The sequence below is a fragment of the Pseudomonas sp. COW5 genome (assembly GCF_026240005.1).
GTDB lineage: Bacteria > Pseudomonadota > Gammaproteobacteria > Pseudomonadales > Pseudomonadaceae > Aquipseudomonas > Aquipseudomonas kribbensis.
Genome location: NZ_JAPHVP010000001.1, coordinates 5,093,297 through 5,111,936, shown reverse-complemented (window position 1 = coordinate 5,111,936; position 18,640 = coordinate 5,093,297). Strand labels below are relative to the sequence as shown.

Genomic DNA, 18,640 nt, shown 5'->3' with positions numbered 1-18,640 from the left:
TTGAATTTGTATTATGGTATACCACGAATTTCATCCATATCGAGAGTCCAGCATGGCCTTCAACAGCATCGAAGAAATCATCGAAGATTATCGCCTCGGCAAAATGGTGTTGCTGGTCGATGACGAAGACCGGGAAAACGAAGGCGACCTGCTGCTGGCCGCCGACCGTTGCACGCCCGAGGCGATCAGTTTCATGGCCCGTGAGGCTCGGGGGCTGATTTGCCTGACGTTGACCGACGATCATTGCCAGCGCCTGGGACTTGAGCAAATGGTGCCGAGCAATGGCAGCGTGTTCAGCACGGCGTTCACGGTTTCCATCGAAGCGGCGGTCGGTGTGACCACCGGCATTTCAGCTGCTGACCGCGCCTGCACGGTGGCTGCCGCCGTGGCGCCAAACGCTCGTGCTGAAGACCTGGTGCAGCCCGGCCATATCTTTCCGCTGCGCGCCAAAGAAGGTGGCGTACTGACCCGCGCCGGCCACACCGAGGCCGGTTGCGATTTGGCGCGCCTGGCGGGGTTCACGCCCGCCTCGGTGATCGTCGAGGTGATGAACGACGACGGCACCATGGCCCGCCGCCCGGATCTGGAAGTCTTCGCCCGCAAGCACGGGATCAAGATCGGCACCATCGCCGACCTGATTCACTATCGCCTGAGCACCGAACACACCATCGAGCGCATCGGCGAGCGGGAATTGCCGACGGTGCATGGCACCTTCCGCTTGATCACCTTCGAAGACCGCATCGAGGGCGGCGTGCACATGGCGATGGTCATGGGTGAATTGCGCCGTGAAGAGCCGACGTTGGTGCGTGTGCATGTGATCGATCCGCTGCGGGATCTGGTCGGCGCCGAGTACAGCGGGCCGACGAACTGGACGCTGTGGGCAGCGCTGCAACGGGTCGCGGCCGAGGGCCATGGCGTGGTCGTGGTGCTGGCCAATCATGAGTCGTCGCAGGCGTTGCTGGAGCGGGTACCGCAGTTGACTCAACCGCCACGGCAGTTCAGCCGATCGCAATCGCGGATCTATTCGGAGGTCGGCACCGGGGCGCAGATTCTGCAGAACCTGGGCGTCGGCAAGCTGCGCCACCTGGGGCCGCCGCTGAAATATGCCGGTTTGACCGGCTACGATCTTGAGGTGGTCGAGAGCATTCCGTTCACTGAATAACCCCGTTTGCCAGATAGCCGGTAAGGCAAAGTGCTTGCACAATGTTTGGAATACCATAATATGATATTCCATAGACCGGACGACCTGAAAAACCGTCCAGCTACTGCTCCCGACAGGCGGGCAACAACGCAAGCCCGCTCAAAAACACAACAATGAGGGCGTAAAAATGGTGTTGAACAAAGCTGCAACCGCGATCTTTCTTGCGGGACTGCTGAGCGTGACCGGCCAGGCCGCGATGGCCGCCGAGAGTGTGAACTTTGTCAGCTGGGGCGGTAGCACCCAGGATGCGCAGAAACAGGCCTGGGCCGATCCGTTCAGCAAGGCCAGCGGCATCACCGTCGTGCAGGACGGCCCGACCGACTACGGTAAACTCAAAGCCATGGTCGAAAGCGGCAACGTGCAATGGGACGTGGTCGACGTCGAAGCCGACTTCGCCCTGCGCGCCGCCTCCGAAGGCCTGCTCGAACCCCTCGATTTCAAACAGATCCAGCGCGACAAGATCGACCCGCGTTTCGTCAGCGACTACGGCGTCGGTTCGTTCTTCTTCTCCTTCGTCCTCGGCTATAACGAGGGCAAACTCGGCGCCAGCAAACCGCAGGACTGGAGCGCGCTGTTCGACACCAAGACCTTCCCCGGCAAACGCGCCCTGTACAAATGGCCGAGCCCCGGCGTGCTCGAACTGGCCTTGCTCGCCGACGGCGTGCCGGCCGACAAGCTCTACCCGCTGGACCTGGATCGCGCCTTCAAGAAACTCGACACCATCAAGAAAGACATCGTCTGGTGGGGCGGCGGCGCGCAGTCGCAGCAACTGCTGGCCTCCGGTGAAGCGAGCATGGGCCAGTTCTGGAACGGCCGTATCCACGCCCTGCAAGAAGACGGCGCGCCGGTGGGCGTGAGCTGGAAACAGAACCTGGTCATGGCGGACATCCTGGTCGTGCCAAAGGGTTCGAAAAACAAGGACGCGGCGATGAAGTTCCTGGCCAGCGCCAGCAGCGCGAAGGGTCAGGCGGACTTCTCCAACCTGACTGCCTACGCCCCGGTCAACGTCGACAGCGTGCAGCGTCTGGACTCGACGCTGGCCCCGAACCTGCCGACTGCCTACGCTAAGGATCAGATCACTCTTGATTTCGCGTACTGGGCCAAGAACGGCCAGGCCATCGCGACACGGTGGAACGAATGGCTGGTCAAATGAAAATGGTGTCCACCACGTCCCGTCCCTCCACTGCCACCGGGAGCGCCGCCAGCGCTGCCGGGTCGGCCGCCGGAAAAAAGGCCAGTGCCATGGCGCCAGCCCCGTCCCTCAAGCAACGCTGGCGCGGCGCCGGCAACCTCGCGCCGGCGCTGTTGTTCCTCGGCCTGTTCTTTCTCGCGCCGTTGATTGGCCTGCTGTTGCGCGGCGTACTGGAACCGGTGCCGGGCCTTGGCAACTACGAACAACTGTTCGCCAACTCGGCGTACGCACGGGTGCTTTTCAACACCTTTTCGGTGGCGGGACTGGTGACGGTGTTCAGCCTGTTGCTGGGCTTCCCGCTGGCCTGGGCAATCACCTTGGTGCCGCGCGGCTGGGGTCGCTGGATTCTCAACATCGTGTTGCTGTCGATGTGGACCAGCCTCCTCGCCCGCACCTATTCGTGGCTGGTTTTGTTGCAGGCTTCGGGCGTCATCAATAAAGCCTTGATGGCCATGGGCATCATCGATCAGCCGCTGGAAATGGTGCACAACCTGACCGGCGTGGTGATCGGCATGAGCTACATCATGATCCCGTTTATCGTGCTGCCGTTGCAGGCGACCATGCAGGCCATCGACCCGATGATCCTGCAGGCCGGTTCGATCTGCGGCGCCAGTCCATGGACCAACTTCTTCCGGGTGTTCCTGCCGCTGTGCCGGCCGGGTCTGGCATCCGGCGGGTTGATGGTGTTCGTGATGTCGCTCGGTTACTACGTCACCCCGGCGCTGCTGGGCGGGGCGCAGAACATGATGCTGCCGGAGTTCATCATTCAGCAGGTGCAATCGTTCCTCAACTGGGGCCTGGCCAGCGCCGGCGCCGCGTTGCTGATCGTCATCACCCTGGTGCTGTTCTACTTCTACCTGAAGCTTCAGCCGGAATCCCCGGTTGGCGCCAGTAACGCGAGGTAAGCCGACATGCTCCTGACTCCCAACGCCATGAGCCGCCGGATGCGCTTCGGCCTGTACGCCACCACCGGGCTGATCGCGCTGTTTCTGCTGCTGCCGATCGTGTTCATCGTGCTGCTGTCGTTCGGCTCGTCCCAATGGCTGGTGTTCCCGCCTCCGGGCTGGACTCTGAAATGGTATGGCCAGTTCTTCTCCAACGCCGACTGGATGAACGCCGCAGCGGCCAGCCTCAAGGTTGCGGTACTGACTACGATCTGCGCCGTGGCCCTCGGTTTGCCGACTGCCTTTGCGCTGGTGCGCGGGCGCTTTCCCGGCCGGGAAATGCTCTACGGCCTGTTCACCCTGCCGATGATCGTGCCGCTGGTGATCATCGCCGTGGCGGTGTACGCGCTGTTTCTCAAGCTCGGCTACACCGGGACGATGTTCGCCTTCGTCGTCAGCCATGTGATCGTCGCGCTGCCGTTCACCATCATCTCGATCATCAACTCGCTCAAGCTGTTCGATCAGTCGATTGAAGACGCGGCGGTGATCTGCGGGGCGTCACGCCTGCAAGCGGTGTTCAAGGTGACCTTTCCGGCGATTCGTCCGGGGATGGTGGCCGGCGCCCTCTTCGCCTTCCTGGTTTCGTGGGACGAAGTGGTGCTCAGCGTGATGATGGCCAGCCCGACCCTGCAAACCCTTCCCGTGAAAATGTGGACCACCCTGCGCCAGGACCTGACGCCCGTGATCGCCGTCGCTTCGACGCTGCTGATCGGCCTGTCGGTGTTGGTCATGGTGATCGCCGCCGCTCTGCGCCGGCGCAACGAAATCAGCGCCTGAGCGCCAGGAGTACGACATGAGTGCCGTGATCAAAGACGCATCCCAGCAGAACGACAAACCCCTGGTCAGCCTGCGCAACCTGAACAAGCACTACGGCGATTTCGCCGCCGTGGACAACATCTCGCTGGACATCAAGGACGGCGAATTCCTGACCTTCCTCGGCTCCAGCGGCTCTGGCAAAAGCACCACGCTGTCGATGCTCGCCGGCTTCGAAACCCCGAGCAGTGGCGAGATCCTGGTCAACGGCCAGTCGCTGGTCAACGTGCCGCCGCACAAGCGCGATATCGGCATGGTGTTCCAGCGTTACTCGCTGTTCCCGCATCTGTCGGTGCGCGACAACATCGCGTTCCCGCTGGCGATCCGCAAACTCGCGGCGGCCGAGCGTGACAAACGCGTCGATGCGATGCTGAAACTGGTGCAACTGGAGCAATTCGCCCATCGCCGTCCTTCGCAACTGTCCGGCGGCCAGCAGCAACGGGTTGCCATCGCCCGCGCGCTGGTCTACGAGCCACGCATCCTGCTGATGGACGAACCCCTCGGCGCACTCGACAAGAAACTGCGCGAAGACTTGCAGGACGAGTTGCGCCAACTGCACCGCCGTCTCGGCATCACCATCGTCTACGTGACTCACGATCAGGAAGAAGCCATGCGCCTGTCCCAGCGCATCGCGATTTTCAGTCACGGCAAGATTGTCGGACTCGGCAGCGGTTTTGACCTGTACCAGAATCCGCCGAATGCGTTTGTGGCGTCGTTCCTCGGTAACTCGAACTTCCTCAAGCTCAAGGCACAGGGTCACGGCGCGGCGAGTTTTGAAGGGCAGTCGCTGTCGATTCGCCTGACTGCCGGATTGCAGACCGGGCAGGATGTTTTGCTGATGGTGCGTCCGGAGAAGGCTCTGGCGTTGAGTGTGCAGCAAGTGGCGAGCGAGCCGTTGGCGGCGGGCTGGAACGAGGTTTCGGCGAAGGTGGTCGAGGTGCTGTTTCTGGGTGAGAGCCAGACTTGCAGTGTAGTGACTTCGGGCGGGACTTCGATGACGGTTAAGGCATTGTCGGCGGCGGGGATGCCATTGAAGACTGGCGATCCAGTGCAGGTACGTTGGGCGACTGCCGATGCTTGCGTCTACACCGAGTGGGCCGAGAGTGATCTGAACAAAGCGGCGGGTGCTCATTAAGAGCGCGCACCTGTTGAATCCTGGCCCCTCACCCCAGCCCTCTCCCAGAGGGAGAGGGGGCCGATTGGGGAATATTGGAGAAGTACGCCGACCTGAAAGCTTTAAAGTGAATCCATAATCGCCGCCGACCTGAAATTCCTGTGCCGAATCCATAATCAACTCGGTTTTCCAGGTCGATGTAGAGCGCAAGACAACTCGGTCAGTCCCCTCTCCCTCTGGGAGAGGGTTAGGGTGAGGGGAAACAGGCGACTCGGTATCAACTGATCGGCGCAAAACCCTCAATCTCATCAGGCCAAACCGTCAACACCTCAAACCCGTCCTCCGTCACCGCCACCATGTGTTCCCACTGCGCCGACAGCGAGCCATCCTTGGTCAGCACGGTCCAGCCATCCGGCATGTTCTTCACATGGCGCTTGCCGGCATTGAGCATCGGCTCGATGGTGAAGATCATCCCCGCTTTCAGCTTCAGGCCCTGATTCGGATAACCGTAATGCAGCACTTGCGGCTCATCGTGATAGACCTTGCCGATCCCGTGCCCGCAGTACTCGCGCACCACGCTGAAACCTTCCCTTTCCGCCAGGCTCTGGATCGCATGACCGATGTCACCCAGGGTGGCGCCCGGACGCACCACGCGAATACCGGCGCACATGGCCTCGTAGGTGGTCTTGATCAGATGCTGCGCCTCGGGTGACGCCTGGCCGACCACGTACATGCGGCTGGTGTCACCGAACCAGCCGTCCTTGATCACGGCGATGTCGAGGTTGAGGATGTCGCCATCCTTCAACGGCGTGCCCGACGGGATGCCGTGACAGACAACGTCGTTGACCGACGCGCAGACGGTTTTCGGGAAGCCGTGATAACCGACGTTGGCGGGAATCGCCTTCTGCACATTGACGATGTAATCGTTGCACAAACGGTCGAGCTGATCGGTGGTGACCCCGGCCTTGACGTGCGGCACCAGCATCGCCAGCACCTCGGCGGCTAATTGCGCAGCCACGCGGGATTGGGCGATCTCGGCCCGGGTGTTGATCTTGATCGGGTTTCTCATGCCTTGGCTGCCTCTTGAACCGGGATGTTCTGCGCGGCATCGGCCAGGGCACAGATTTGTTGCAGATCCAGACCACCCGCTTGCTCCGCGCGAATCAGCAACCGGCAAATGGCGTGGTGATCGAGGTCGGGATACAGCTCGGCGAGCATGCCGATGCGCATCCAGTGCTCGGCCTGCGCGTTGATCGAACGGCTCAGTGCGTTACTGGAAATGCGCAGATTCTCGTGCATGTCCTCTGAAATCTTTACGATGCCCATGGCAAGATCCGATATGGAATATATATGGAACGTATATTAATCGGGCATTCCTTCGAATTGCAAATTTCGCTGACCACTCAAATCGCAGGCAAAAAAAAGCTGCCAAAGTTGGCAGCCAAAATCATGAAAAGCACGCGATGTATTGAGGGCAAGTATGGGCACCCGATAATGACCGTGTCATGACAGCACTAAATTCATTGAACCGCCCCCCCCGCGTCATCAGGTTGTCATCGAAGCCATTGCAGAATCCTCGCAAACCGCCCGGGCCTGGGGCGGTGGATTTTGCAAGGATTCCCATGAAAGAAGACGCCTCGCTGTTTGCTGCCATCGATCTCGGTTCGAATGCGTTTCGCATGATGATCGGTCAGTCGGTCCGCAGCAGAAAGGGCTTCATGATTCAGGAAGTGAAAACCTTGCGTGAACCGGTGCGGCTGGCGGAAGGATTCGATGGCCGGGCACTCGACGAAATGGCGCTGGATCGCGGCTGGCAGGCCCTGGCGCGGTTCGGCAAAAAGCTGCGCGGTTTCGAGCCGTGTCGTGTGCGGGCAGTGGCCACCAGCGCCGTGCGCGAGGCCGACAATGCCCAGTTGTTTCTTGGCAGTGCGGAGCGGCATCTGGGCTTCCGCATCGATGTGATTTCCGGGCACGAAGAAGCGCGTCTGGTCTACGCCGGTGTGGCCCACACCTTGCCGGTCGCCGATGACCTGCGTCTGGTGGTCGACATTGGCGGCGGCTCCACCGAACTGATCCTAGGCCAGGGTTCGCAACCGTTGCTGACCGAAAGCATCGCCATCGGCAGCGGCACCCTGAGCGCACGCTACTTTCGCAATGGCGAGATTTCCCCCGGCGCCCTTCAAGAGGCCGAGCGGGTGGCCATCCTGCAATTTGAAAAGGTCGCCCGCCGCTATCGCGCCCAGGGCTGGCAGCAGACCATCGGCTCCTCGGGCACGGCACGGATGCTGGCCAAAGTGCTCAAGGCCAATCGCCTGAACGACTTCGGTCAGGGCGGCATCACCTACGGCGGTCTGCTGCGGCTGTCGCTTCGCCTGCTGGAAGTCAGCAATGTGCGGCAACTGAAACTCGCCGGCCTGCAATCCCATCGCCAGAGCATCCTGCCTGGCGGTCTGGTGGTCATGCTCGCAGCCTTCAAAGTGTTCGGCATCGCGCAAATGGAGCCATCGGAACCCGGTTTGCGGCTGGGTGTCCTGCACGGCCTGATGAGCAACCACTGATCGGTTTTCGCTGCCGGATATTCACCGTCAGATCAAGCCGTTCCTGCCGCTGAAGACGCCCTTTGAATACTCAATGACGCCTTCGTATAAACCTCGGTAAATCGCTCCCTTGCCTTCTCTGATTTCGTTCTATGGTTAGATCGAAATGGCTGAATTGCACGCTGACTAATGGTTGCGACAGTTGATGTCTGCGCCTATGTTGCACGCGAGCTTTTCCCCCGCGAATGGAACGCGATCAACACCACAAAGAGGTGAAGAAATGTCAAAGGAATCACGCCCTGCCGTACTTGGGCTGATCGGCAATACTCCGCTGGTACAAGTCACCCGCTTCGATACCGGCCTGTGCACCCTGTTTCTCAAGCTCGAATCCCAGAACCCCGGCGGCTCGATCAAGGATCGCATCGGCCTGGCGATGATCGACGCCGCCGAGCGCGACGGTCGCCTGCAACCCGGCGGCACCATCGTTGAAGCCACCGCCGGCAATACCGGCCTGGGCCTGGCGCTGGTGGGCCGCGCCAAGGGTTATCGCGTCGTGCTGGTGGTGCCGGACAAAATGTCCACCGAAAAAGTCCTGCACCTCAAGGCCATGGGCGCCGAAGTTCACATCACTCGCTCCGATGTCGGCAAGGGTCACCCCGAGTACTATCAGGACGTCGCGGCCCGTCTGGCGAAAGACATTCCCGGCGCGTTCTTCGCCGACCAGTTCAACAACCCGGCCAACCCGCTGGCCCACGAATGCAGCACCGCGCCGGAAATCTGGGCGCAGACCGAGCATGATCTGGATGCCATCGTGGTCGGCGTCGGTTCCGCCGGTACGCTGACCGGCCTGACCCGTTTCTTCAAACGCGTACAACCGGACCTCGAGATGGTCCTGGCCGACCCGGTCGGTTCGGTCATGGCTGAATACAGCCGCAGCAAGCACCTCGGCACTGCCGGTTCGTGGGCGGTGGAAGGCATCGGCGAAGACTTCATTCCGTCGATCACCGACCTGTCGAGCGTGCGCAGCGCCTACTCGATCAGCGACGAAGAAAGCTTCGATCACGCCCGTCAGTTGCTGCGCTCGGAAGGCATTCTCGGTGGTTCGTCCACCGGCACCCTGCTCGCCGCCGCGCTGCGTTACTGCCGTGAGCAAACCGTGCCGAAACGTGTGGTCAGCTTCGTCTGCGACACCGGCACCCGCTATCTGTCGAAGGTCTACAACGACCAGTGGATGACCGATCAGGGCCTGTTGCAGCGCAAACGCTACGGCGATCTGCGCGACCTGATTGCCCGTCGCTTCGAAGACGGCAAAGTGGTCAGCGTCGGCCCCGACGACACCCTGATGACCGCGTTCCAGCGCATGCGCCTGGCGGATGTTTCGCAACTGCCGGTACTGGTGGAAGGCAAACAACTGGTCGGCGTGATCGACGAATCGGACATTCTGGTGCGCGTACACGAGGATGCCACGCTCTTCAGCAAACCCGTCGCCAGCGCGATGACGGACAAACTGCAAACCCTCGCCCCCGCCGCGACCCTGGCTGAACTGGAAGCCGTGCTCAGCAGCGGCCTGGTGGCGATCATTGCCGACGCTTCGGGCTTCCACGGCCTGATCACCCGCGTCGACATGCTCAACCAACTACGGAGATCCCTTGCATGAGTCAGCACGACAAGAACGCCCGCCCGCAGGGTTTCGCCACCCGCGTGATCCACGCCGGACAGACGCCGGATCCGACCACCGGCGCGCTGATGCCGCCGATCTACGCCAACTCCACGTACCTGCAAGACAGCCCCGGCGTGCACAAGGGCTTCGACTATGGCCGTTCGCACAACCCGACGCGTTTTGCCCTGGAGCGCTGCGTGGCGGATCTGGAAGGCGGCACCCAGGCGTTTGCCTTCGCTTCCGGGCTGGCGACGATTTCCACCGTACTCGAACTGATCGATGCCGGCTCGCACATCGTCTCCGGCAATGATCTGTACGGCGGGACTTTTCGTCTGTTCGACAAGGTGCGCCAGCGCAGCGCCGGGCATCGTTTCAGCTACGTCGATCTGGCCGACCTGTCGGCGTTCGAGGCTTCGCTGCAGGACGACACGCGCATGGTCATGGTCGAAACCCCGACCAACCCGCTGCTGAGCCTCTCCGACCTCGCCGCCATCGCGCGCATCTGCAAGGCCCGCGGGATCATCTGCGTGGCCGACAACACCTTCGCCAGCCCGTGGATCCAGCGTCCGCTGGAGCTGGGTTTCGACATCGTGCTGCACTCGACCACCAAGTACCTGAACGGTCACTCCGACGTGATCGGCGGGATCGCGGTCGTCGGTGACAATCCAGCGCTGGCCGAGCGTCTGGGCTTCCTGCAGAACGCCGTCGGCGCCATCTCCGGCCCGTTCGACGCGTTCCTTACCCTGCGCGGTGTGAAGACCCTGGCGCTACGTATGGAGCGTCATTGCAGCAACGCGCTGGAGTTGGCGCGCTGGCTGGAGCAGCAGCCGCAGGTCAAACGCGTCTACTACCCGGGCCTGGAATCCCATCCGCAGCATGAACTGGCCAAGCGTCAGATGCGTGGTTTCGGCGGGATGATTTCTCTGGATCTGAACAGTGATCTGGCAGGCGCCCGGCGCTTCCTGGAAAACGTGCAGATCTTCGCCCTGGCCGAAAGCCTCGGCGGCGTGGAAAGCCTGATCGAGCACCCGGCGATCATGACCCACGCCACCATCCCGGCCGAAACCCGCGCCAAACTCGGCATCGGTGACAGCCTGGTGCGCCTGTCGGTGGGCGTGGAGGATATCGAGGATCTGCGTGCGGATCTGGCGCAAGCCCTGGCCAGCATCTAACCCGCAGAAACGTCAAAGCCCGCACGAAGCGGGCTTTGGTGTTCGAGTAGGCGGCCAGTGCTGGTCTCTGGCTTACGAGGTTTCTCAGGACTCCCACAGTACAGGCAATGTGCTCTGCTGCTTCACACGGCATAAGGGCTGGAACCCAGCGCGGGGTTCTTTCTAACCGTGTACCCTTCGGAACGCGCCCAACGCTTCCTCGCTATCCGCTTGCGCATCAGTCTGCGTCTTCGCCTACATTCTTGAGCCTAGCAAACACGCTGCTTTGCGCTACGCGGCTTTTAGATTGATTTTCTTCTAGCACTTGCCTGCAAGGAAGTTAACCGACTATCGCCTTCGCGCTCCCCGGACCCGCCACCCGATCGGGGCGAACTATACTTTTTCAGTTCGCTGTTCAGGTTTCATGCAAAACGTCGACACCCGTGCGCCTCGCGGCGCGCCCGTGCCAATCGCCAATCTGGTTAACCCCGGGGCCAACGAGCCACACCGTCAACCGACGGGGAATGCTCGGATGCTGGGTGGCTGATGGGTCGTGGAGAAAATCATGAAACACAAGCTTTGGTCAGGCATGGTCCTGGCAGTCGCGGCAACGGTGGTGGTAATGCCCCAAGTCTGGGCGGCGCAGGCTGTGGCGTCTGACGGGGCGGATCATGTGGGTGCGGGTTCGGTTGCCTCGGATGGTTCGGATCACGTTGGCGCCAAGGCCGTCGCGTCTGACGGTGCCGATCAAGTGGGTGCTGGGGCAGTCGCTTCCGATGGTGCCGACCACGTGGGCGCTGGCGCAGTCGCTTCCGATGGGGCCGACCACGTGGGTGCCGGGGCAGTCGCATCCGATGGGGCCGATCACGTAGGCGCTGGCGCAGTCGCTTCCGATGGGGCCGATCACGTGGGCGCTGGCGCAGTCGCTTCCGATGGTGCCGATCACGTGGGCGCTGGCGCAGTCGCTTCCGATGGCGCAGACAAGGTGGACGCCAGACGGCTTGCCTACTCTCGTCGTGGCGTGGGCTCCGACCAGGTCGCGTCCGCCCTCATGACCGGCAGCTATTCAGACCAGTTCAACAGCCCCCAGTAATGCTGTACGGCGCGACCGGCGGCCTGCCGGTTGCGCCGCACTAGCACATTTGTGCTAATCGACCACCCCGTTCCCTGGCGTTATATTCCCTCGCAACCCCCGACACTCCCCAACATTGCCGCTGCGCAGTGCGCGGGATCGTTGTGCCTGGAAAAACAACAACACCAAGGAAGCAACACCATGAACCTGTACCTCAACTTCGCCAGAATCACGGTGCTCGGCGCCCTGCTTATCGGCGCCACCGGTTGCCAGACCGCCAAGCCCACCGAAGACAGCATGCGCGAACGGGCCCAGACCGTCATCGGCAAGCCCGTCTCCAAAATCGGCAACATCCGCAACGACAGCACCCTGACGTACTACACCGCCTATACCTCCGCCGGCGAATACAACTGCGAACTGCCCAGTGGCGCAATCATCGCGGTCGCCAGCATGGGCATCATGACGCCTCCGCTGTCCTGCCTGCCCAAAGGCGCGTCGCCGATTCCGGTCCAGTAAACCGTTACACCGCCTTCTCATCCGGTAAAGGATTCCGTTCGATCATGAAAACACTCATCGCCACCCTCAGCCTCGCCGCCGTCGTGCTCACCGGCTGCGCCACACCGAAACAATGGGAAGCCACCGGCGGCAGCAAGACCGACGGCGTCGTCCAGGTTTCCTATGAACTGGGCCAGTTCGAAAGCGGGCAAACCTCCGCCGCCCAGGGACTGGCCACGGCTGAAGGACGCTGCAAGGTCTGGGGCTACAAGAGCGCCGAAGTCTCCGGCTCGGAGAAAAACATCTGCCGCACCATGGGCCAGTACAACTGCCTGCAAACCACCATTACGCAGGACTATCTGTGTAAGCGCTGACCGCTTCGGTCTGCCGGTCGCGCAGCGCACGCAAGGTCGCGCGCAGCTCGGCCGGGCGCACCGGTTTGGACAGAATGGCAATCTGGCGGTCATGCAGGGCCGCCTGGATTTTTTCAATGTCATGCCCGGTGATGATCATCGCCGGCACCGCAAAACCCCGCTGTCGACGAACCTCATCGATGCACTCGATACCGGTACTGTGCGAGCCGAGGTCATAGTCGGCGACGATGATGTCGCAGTCGGTGACCAGCCCCTGCCCCGTCAGTTCGGCCTGCACGACGCAGCCCCAACGTTCGAGCAACGCCGAGGTCGCCAGCAGAACGTTATGGTCATCCTCCACCAGACACACCTTCAACCCCGTCAGCAATCCGACCTGACGAGCCTCGTCGCGACTGACCGGCAACTGCGGCGCCGCCCGTGGCAACCCTTGCAGCGTCACGGCCGTGCCATGTCCCAGCCGTGAGCGAATCAGCACCTCGACGCCGATCATCTGCCCCAGCCGCTTGACGATCGACAGGCCCAGCCCCACGCCTTCAACGTCCTTGTCGCGCAATTGACGGACCCGATAAAACTCCTCGAAAACCCTGGGCAGATGCTCCTCGGCGATGCCGCTGCCACGGTCATACACCACGATGGCCAACCCCGCGCCCTTTCTACGCACGCCCACCAGCACCGGCCGCTGCGCCCCATATTTGAAGCAGTTGGACAGCACGTTCTGCACCATGGTCGCCAGCAGGGCTGGATCCGTGTACACCCAATGTTCGCAACGGTGCAGACGTAATTCCACACCGGCCCAACGCGCCGCTTCGGCATTCTGGCGAATCAGTTCCGTCAGCCACTGCCCCAGTTCCAGCGTTTGCATCCTGGGTTGAACCCGGCCTTTATCGAGGGTGTACAGATCGAGGATCGAGCGGAAAAGCTGCGACACGTTGAGCAGCGAACGGTCGATGTTGTCCACCAGCCGCCGTTCATCCTCGCCCAGCCGCGACTCGCGTAGACACGCGGTAAACAGGCCGATGGAGTGAATCGGCTGGCGCAGGTCATGACTGGCCTGGGCCAGGAATCGCGATTTCTCCAGATTCGCCGCGACCGCCTCTTCGGAAGCCTTGCGCGTGCGCTCCAGCAACAGGTGCGCATACACCGGAATCACCGTGCTGGTGATCATCAGCATCAGCACCATGAACGGTTGCGCCTGCCAGTACGGCGTCAACCGATAGACCGCCAGCAGCGCAAGCAATGCCAATACCGTGGCGATCGCCAGATAGCGCGAGCCATAGCGCATGCCGTTGCCGAGGTTGACCCAGACCATGACGGCATAGATGGGCAGCGCCGCCTCGCCACCGACCACCAGACCGAAGCAGGTGCCGGTGTAATCGTGGACCATGCCGAAAATCCGTCGCGCCGGATAATGCCCCGGCCAACGCACGATGGCCTGACGCAGTCCGACGGAGGCCAGCAAAAACAGGGCAATGTAAGTGACTACCGGCAGATAGGTATCGAAGCGCTGGCCCGGCAGGAAACCGAGCACAGCCATGTACACCAGCGCGATACTGGCGATGATGATGCGCAGATTGGCCTGGTCGAGCTCGGTGTTCTTTTCGAACTTCATGGGGAACGTCCTTGTGCGGCAATCGTCAGAATCAGCACGAACCGACAGGCAACGCCTTCGCCCGGTGCTAAGGTGCACGCCGTGAGAAATGTCGACCCAGGGAGGGTTGTGCCATGACATGCCGAATCATCATAGCCGACGATCATCCGCTGTTTCGCGAAGCGATGGTGCGCACGGTCCGGCGCTTGCTGCCTGAAGCGCTGATCGAAGAAGCCGGCGATCTGGAGTCAGTACTCGCCCTGCTGCCAACCGGCGATGAACCCGACACGCTGATTCTGGACCTACGCTTCCCCGGCCTGACTTGCGTCAGCCAGCTCGGCGAACTGCGCCGGCGCCTGCCGCGCACCACGCTGATCATCGTGTCGATGGTGGATGACGAGGCGCTGATCGGCGAAGTCATGTCAGCGGGCATCGACGGTTTCATCGGCAAGAACATCGCCCCCGATGAAATCGGCGAGGCCATCCTGGCGATCCGCGAAGGCGAAGTGCTGGTGAAGTTCGCCCCGTCGGGCCTGCTGCCGCTGGAAACTGGCGCCGCCCTCACCCCGCGCCAGCAGGATGTTCTGCGGCTGATCGCCCAAGGCAAGACAAACAAGGAAATCGCCCGTGAACTGGATATTTCCCCGTTCACGGTGCGGATTCATGTGTCGTCGTTGTTGCGAGTGCTCAACGTGCCGTCGCGGGCAGCGGCGGCAGTCAAGTATTCCGGTGCGGGTTAGCGTCCGCAGCCGTGATTACGGATCAACCTGCGCCATCAGTTCCTGCACCGATTCCTGCCGCTTCGCGTAACGCTGCGCCAGCACCGCGCAGACCATCAACTGAATCTGGTGGAACAGCATCAGCGGCAGAATCAGCACGCCGATCGTGCTGCCGGCAAACAACACCTGCGCCATCGGCACACCGGTGGCCAGGCTCTTTTTCGAACCGCAGAACAGGATGGTGATGCGGTCTTCCAGGTTGAAGCCAAACAGCTTGCCCAGCAGCGTCGACGCCAGCAGCACCAGCCCCAGCAGGATGCAGCAGGCCACCACCAGCCCCAGCAGGTCGATGACCGGGATCTGATGCCAGATGCCTTCGTTGACGGCCTCACTGAACGCTCCGTAGACCACCAGCAGAATCGAACCCTGATCGACGAACTTCAGCCAGTTCTTGTTGCGACCGACCCAGGCGCCGATCCAGCGACGGGCGATCTGACCGGCGATGAATGGCAACAACAGTTGCACGCTGATCTTCAGGATCGCGTCGACGGTCGAGCCGCCGTCGCCATGCACGTTCAGCAACAACGTCACCAGCAATGGCGTGAGAAAGATCCCGAACAGACTGGACGCCGCCGCGCTGCAGATCGCCGCCGGAATATTGCCCCGGGCCAGTGACGTGAAGGCAATGGCCGACTGCACCGTGGCCGGCAATGCGCAGAGGTAAAGCATGCCCATGTACAGGTTGTCACCAATCATCGGCGACAGCAGCGGTTTGAGCGCCAGTCCCAGCAGCGGGAACAGGACAAAAGTCAGGCTGAACACCAGCAGGTGCAGGCGCCAGTGACCGGCGCCGGCGATGATCGATTCGCGGGAAAGCTTGGCGCCGTGCAGGAAAAACAGCAGCGCAATTGCAATGTTGGTCAGCCAGCCGAAGCCGACCGCGACCTGGCCGCTGGCGGGCAGGAAACTGGCAAGCAGTACCACGGCGACGAGGGTCAGGGTGAAGTTGTCGGGCAAGAATCTTGGGCGCGTCATGGTTTGTTCATCCGGGGGTTGCCAGTACGTGGAAGCGACTCTAACGTGACTGGAAATTACCGACTAACGCCGAAGAGCCGCAAGATGCCGCCAAAAGGACACGACAAGAGCGTCAGACGCAGCATTCCCGGGCTGCCCAGCCTGCCGCGCCCGTTGTACGGACGCACCGAATCGTTGCCCAATCGCGCCCTGACCCGCCGCCACAGTCATCCGTGGGTGCAGTTGTCTTACGCGATCCAGGGTGTACTCGAAGTGCAGACCGCCGCCGGTCGTTTCGTTGCGCCGCCGGAACGGGCCGTATGGATTCCGGCGGGGGTGCCGCATCGGGTATTCAGTTCGCCGCACACGGAAATGCGCAGCCTGTACATCGATTGCAGCGTCGCGGGTTGGGCGCTGGAGCGCTGTCATGTGCTCGGCGTCAGCGATCTTTTGCGCGAGTTGATCCGGGCCTTCAGTCAGATTCCTGTCGAGTATGACCAGAGCGGCCCTCACGGACGCCTGGCGCAGGTGATCCTCGATCAATTGGCCGAGGCCCCGCAAATCGACCTGATGCTGCCACTGCCTCAGGACATCCGTTTGCGGCAGATTTATCAAAGTCTCGAGCAACATCCGGAACAGCAGACCACACTCAGTCACTGGAGTGAAAAGTTCGGTGTGACCGAGAAAACCCTCAGCCGGCTGTTCTTGCGCGATACCGGCCTGACTTTCCGCGCATGGCGCCAGCGCTTGCGTTTGCTGGGCGCGCTGACGCCACTGGAGCGTGGCGAACGGGTCACGGAAGTGGCTCTAGCTTGCGGTTATGATTCGACGTCGGCCTTCATCGCAGCCTTTCGCCAGCAGTTTGGCGAAACGCCCGGAGAATTTTTTCGCTGATTTTTGTCGATATTTATCGAATTAGGACATGCCAATCGACAAACTTCAGGGTAGAGTTTCGCCCATCAAGAATGATTGACACGTTTCGACGATAACAATGATCAACCACCCTTTAGCGAACCTGTCGGCGGTAACAGCATGATCGAAGTCACTGAAGTCTCCATTGCTCAACTGCGCTCGGCGCTCGAATCCGGCCAGACCACCGCGGTTGAACTGGTCCAGGCCTATCTGGCACGTATCGATGCCTATGACGGCCCGCAAACCGACACCGCCCTGAACGCGGTGATTGTGCGCAACCCCGAGGCCTTGAAGGAAGCCGAGGCATCCGATGCCCGCCGCGCCAAGGGCGAAACCCTCGGTCCGCTGGACGGCATCCCCTACACCGCCAAGGACAGCTATCTGGTCAAAGGCCTGACCGCTGCCTCCGGCAGCCCGGCGTTCGCCGATCTGGTGGCCCAGCGTGATGCGTTCACCATCGAGCGCCTGCGTGCGGGCGGCGCGATCTGCCTGGGCAAGACCAACATGCCGCCGATGGCCAATGGCGGGATGCAGCGCGGGGTCTACGGTCGCGCTGAAAGTCCGTACAACGCCGATTACCTGACTGCGCCGTTTGCTTCCGGCTCGTCGAACGGTGCTGGCACCGCCACTGCTGCAAGCTTCTCGGCATTCGGCTTGGCGGAAGAAACCTGGTCGAGCGGTCGCGGCCCGGCATCCAACAATGGCCTGTGCGCCTATACGCCGTCACGTGGGGTGATCTCGGTGCGCGGCAACTGGCCGCTGACGCCGACCATGGACGTGGTGGTGCCGTACGCGCGCACCATGGCTGACCTGCTGGAAGTCCTCGACGTGGTGGTCGCCGAAGACACCGACACCCGTGGCGACCTGTGGCGCCTGCAACCCTGGGTGCCGATCCCGAGCGTCGCCTCGGTGCGCCCGGCTTCCTACCTTGATCTGGCGGTGAAAAGTGATGCCCTGGCTGGCAAACGCCTCGGCGTGCCGCGCATGTACATCAACGCCGACCCTGAGGCCGGCACCAGCGACGAGCCGGGCATCGGCGGCCCGACCGGGCAACGCATCAACACCCGCGCATCGGTGATCGATCTCTGGAAACAGGCCCGTCAGGCCCTCGAAGCCGCCGGCGCAGAAGTCATCGAAGTGGATTTCCCGCTGGTCTCCAATTGCGAAGGTGATCGTCCGGGCGCGCCGACTGTGTTCAATCGCGGCATCGTCTCGAAAGAGTTCATGCACCACGAACTGTGGGACCTGTCGGCCTGGGCGTTCGATGATTTCCTGCGCGCCAACGGTGACCCGAAACTCAATCAACTGGCAGATGTTGACGGGCCGAAAATCTTCCCGCACGACCCGGGCACCCTGCCCAACCGCGAAGGCGATCTCGCCGCCGGCATGGACGAATACGTGCGCATGGCCGAACGCGGCATCACGCCGTGGGATCAGATTCCGACCCTGCCGGACGGCCTGCGCGGTCTGGAGAAGACCCGCAAGCTCGACCTCGAAGACTGGATGGATCGCCTCGGCCTCGATGCCGTGCTGTTCCCGACCAACGCCGACGTGGGCCCGGCGGACGCCGACGTCAACCCGGCCTCGGCGGACATCGCCTGGAGCAACGGCATCTGGGTCGCCAACGGCAACCTCGCGATCCGCCACCTCGGCGTGCCGACCGTCACCGTGCCGATGGGCGTGATGGCCGACATCGGTATGCCGGTAGGGCTGACGTTTGCTGGGCGGGCCTATGACGATTCGACGTTGCTGCGCTTGGCGACGGCGTTTGAAGCGACAGGGTCGAAGCGTCTGGTGCCACCGCGCACGCCGCCGATATTCACAAAAAAGTAAAACGCAAAACTGATGGTAATC

At 61.9% G+C, this 18,640-nt stretch carries 17 protein-coding genes; 13 read left to right on the top strand and 4 right to left on the bottom strand.

Translation table 11 applies throughout. The features are described from left to right. Window positions 1-52: 52 nt before the first annotated feature. The 5 genes from ribBA to OQ248_RS23435 all read left to right on the top strand — a co-directional run bounded on the left by ribBA (window position 53) and on the right by OQ248_RS23435 (window position 5,285). Window positions 53-1,162: a bifunctional 3,4-dihydroxy-2-butanone-4-phosphate synthase/GTP cyclohydrolase II gene (ribBA, locus tag OQ248_RS23455; RefSeq protein WP_085711338.1), complete on the top strand. Its 1,110-nt coding sequence runs from the start codon at window positions 53-55 to the stop codon at window positions 1,160-1,162. Window positions 1,163-1,328: 166 nt separating this feature from the next. Further along, window positions 1,329-2,354 carry an ABC transporter substrate-binding protein gene (locus tag OQ248_RS23450; RefSeq protein ID WP_085711339.1) on the top strand — a complete coding sequence of 342 codons (1,026 nt, stop codon included), beginning with the start codon at window positions 1,329-1,331 and terminating at the stop codon, window positions 2,352-2,354. Continuing rightward, window positions 2,351-3,298 carry an ABC transporter permease gene (locus OQ248_RS23445; RefSeq protein ID WP_265815136.1) on the top strand — a complete coding sequence of 316 codons (948 nt, stop codon included), beginning with the start codon at window positions 2,351-2,353 and terminating at the stop codon, window positions 3,296-3,298. Before OQ248_RS23450 ends, OQ248_RS23445 begins: the two co-directional genes overlap by 4 nt. A 6-nt stretch (window positions 3,299-3,304) precedes the next feature. Then, on the top strand, window positions 3,305-4,114 hold the full coding sequence (locus OQ248_RS23440) for an ABC transporter permease (protein WP_085711341.1): 810 nt from the start codon (window positions 3,305-3,307) through the stop codon (window positions 4,112-4,114). A 16-nt stretch (window positions 4,115-4,130) separates the two neighbouring features. Then, window positions 4,131-5,285 carry an ABC transporter ATP-binding protein gene (locus OQ248_RS23435; protein WP_265814177.1) on the top strand — a complete coding sequence of 385 codons (1,155 nt, stop codon included), beginning with the start codon at window positions 4,131-4,133 and terminating at the stop codon, window positions 5,283-5,285. A 256-nt stretch (window positions 5,286-5,541) separates the two neighbouring features. On the opposite strand, the gene map is transcribed toward OQ248_RS23435, so the two are convergent. Continuing rightward, a complete protein-coding gene (gene map / locus OQ248_RS23430) occupies window positions 5,542-6,333 on the bottom strand; it encodes a type I methionyl aminopeptidase (RefSeq protein WP_265814176.1) in 792 nt (263 codons plus the stop codon). Continuing rightward, the gene (locus tag OQ248_RS23425) at window positions 6,330-6,590 is read right to left on the bottom strand and encodes a ParD-like family protein (protein WP_085711344.1); all 261 of its coding nucleotides are present in this window, start codon (window positions 6,588-6,590) and stop codon (window positions 6,330-6,332) included. Before OQ248_RS23425 ends, map begins: the two co-directional genes overlap by 4 nt. A gap of 296 nt (window positions 6,591-6,886) precedes the next feature. On the opposite strand from OQ248_RS23425, the gene OQ248_RS23420 reads away from it, so the two are divergent. The 5 genes from OQ248_RS23420 to yecR all read left to right on the top strand — a co-directional run bounded on the left by OQ248_RS23420 (window position 6,887) and on the right by yecR (window position 12,553). Beyond that, window positions 6,887-7,822 carry a Ppx/GppA family phosphatase gene (locus OQ248_RS23420; RefSeq protein ID WP_265814175.1) on the top strand — a complete coding sequence of 312 codons (936 nt, stop codon included), beginning with the start codon at window positions 6,887-6,889 and terminating at the stop codon, window positions 7,820-7,822. A 259-nt stretch (window positions 7,823-8,081) separates the two neighbouring features. Then, the gene (locus OQ248_RS23415; RefSeq protein ID WP_085711346.1) at window positions 8,082-9,458 is read left to right on the top strand and encodes a pyridoxal-phosphate dependent enzyme; all 1,377 of its coding nucleotides are present in this window, start codon (window positions 8,082-8,084) and stop codon (window positions 9,456-9,458) included. After that, window positions 9,455-10,633 carry a cystathionine gamma-synthase gene (locus OQ248_RS23410; protein WP_085711347.1) on the top strand — a complete coding sequence of 393 codons (1,179 nt, stop codon included), beginning with the start codon at window positions 9,455-9,457 and terminating at the stop codon, window positions 10,631-10,633. Before OQ248_RS23415 ends, OQ248_RS23410 begins: the two co-directional genes overlap by 4 nt. A gap of 1,252 nt (window positions 10,634-11,885) precedes the next feature. Beyond that, window positions 11,886-12,200 carry a hypothetical protein gene (locus OQ248_RS23405; protein WP_265814174.1) on the top strand — a complete coding sequence of 105 codons (315 nt, stop codon included), beginning with the start codon at window positions 11,886-11,888 and terminating at the stop codon, window positions 12,198-12,200. A 44-nt stretch (window positions 12,201-12,244) separates the two neighbouring features. Then, window positions 12,245-12,553, top strand: a complete 309-nt coding sequence (gene yecR / locus OQ248_RS23400; protein WP_007950440.1) for a YecR family lipoprotein — start codon at window positions 12,245-12,247, stop codon at window positions 12,551-12,553. Here yecR and OQ248_RS23395 read toward each other — a convergent pair. Beyond that, the gene (locus OQ248_RS23395) at window positions 12,525-14,162 is read right to left on the bottom strand and encodes a hybrid sensor histidine kinase/response regulator (protein WP_265814173.1); all 1,638 of its coding nucleotides are present in this window, start codon (window positions 14,160-14,162) and stop codon (window positions 12,525-12,527) included. The genes yecR and OQ248_RS23395 overlap by 29 nt on opposite strands. 113 nt (window positions 14,163-14,275) lie before the next feature. Here OQ248_RS23395 and OQ248_RS23390 point away from each other — a divergent pair, with 113 nt between their 5' ends. Then, the gene (locus OQ248_RS23390) at window positions 14,276-14,881 is read left to right on the top strand and encodes a response regulator transcription factor (RefSeq protein ID WP_265814172.1); all 606 of its coding nucleotides are present in this window, start codon (window positions 14,276-14,278) and stop codon (window positions 14,879-14,881) included. A gap of 15 nt (window positions 14,882-14,896) precedes the next feature. On the opposite strand, the gene OQ248_RS23385 is transcribed toward OQ248_RS23390, so the two are convergent. Continuing rightward, entirely contained in the window at window positions 14,897-15,895 is a 999-nt protein-coding gene (locus tag OQ248_RS23385; RefSeq protein ID WP_265814171.1) for a bile acid:sodium symporter family protein, read from the bottom strand. An 84-nt stretch (window positions 15,896-15,979) separates the two neighbouring features. Here OQ248_RS23385 and OQ248_RS23380 point away from each other — a divergent pair, with 84 nt between their 5' ends. Together OQ248_RS23380 and OQ248_RS23375 are read left to right on the top strand one after the other, a co-directional pair. Beyond that, on the top strand, window positions 15,980-16,768 hold the full coding sequence (locus OQ248_RS23380) for a helix-turn-helix transcriptional regulator (protein WP_085711354.1): 789 nt from the start codon (window positions 15,980-15,982) through the stop codon (window positions 16,766-16,768). A gap of 138 nt (window positions 16,769-16,906) precedes the next feature. Further along, the gene (locus OQ248_RS23375; protein ID WP_265814170.1) at window positions 16,907-18,619 is read left to right on the top strand and encodes an amidase; all 1,713 of its coding nucleotides are present in this window, start codon (window positions 16,907-16,909) and stop codon (window positions 18,617-18,619) included. Window positions 18,620-18,640: the final 21 nt, after the last annotated feature.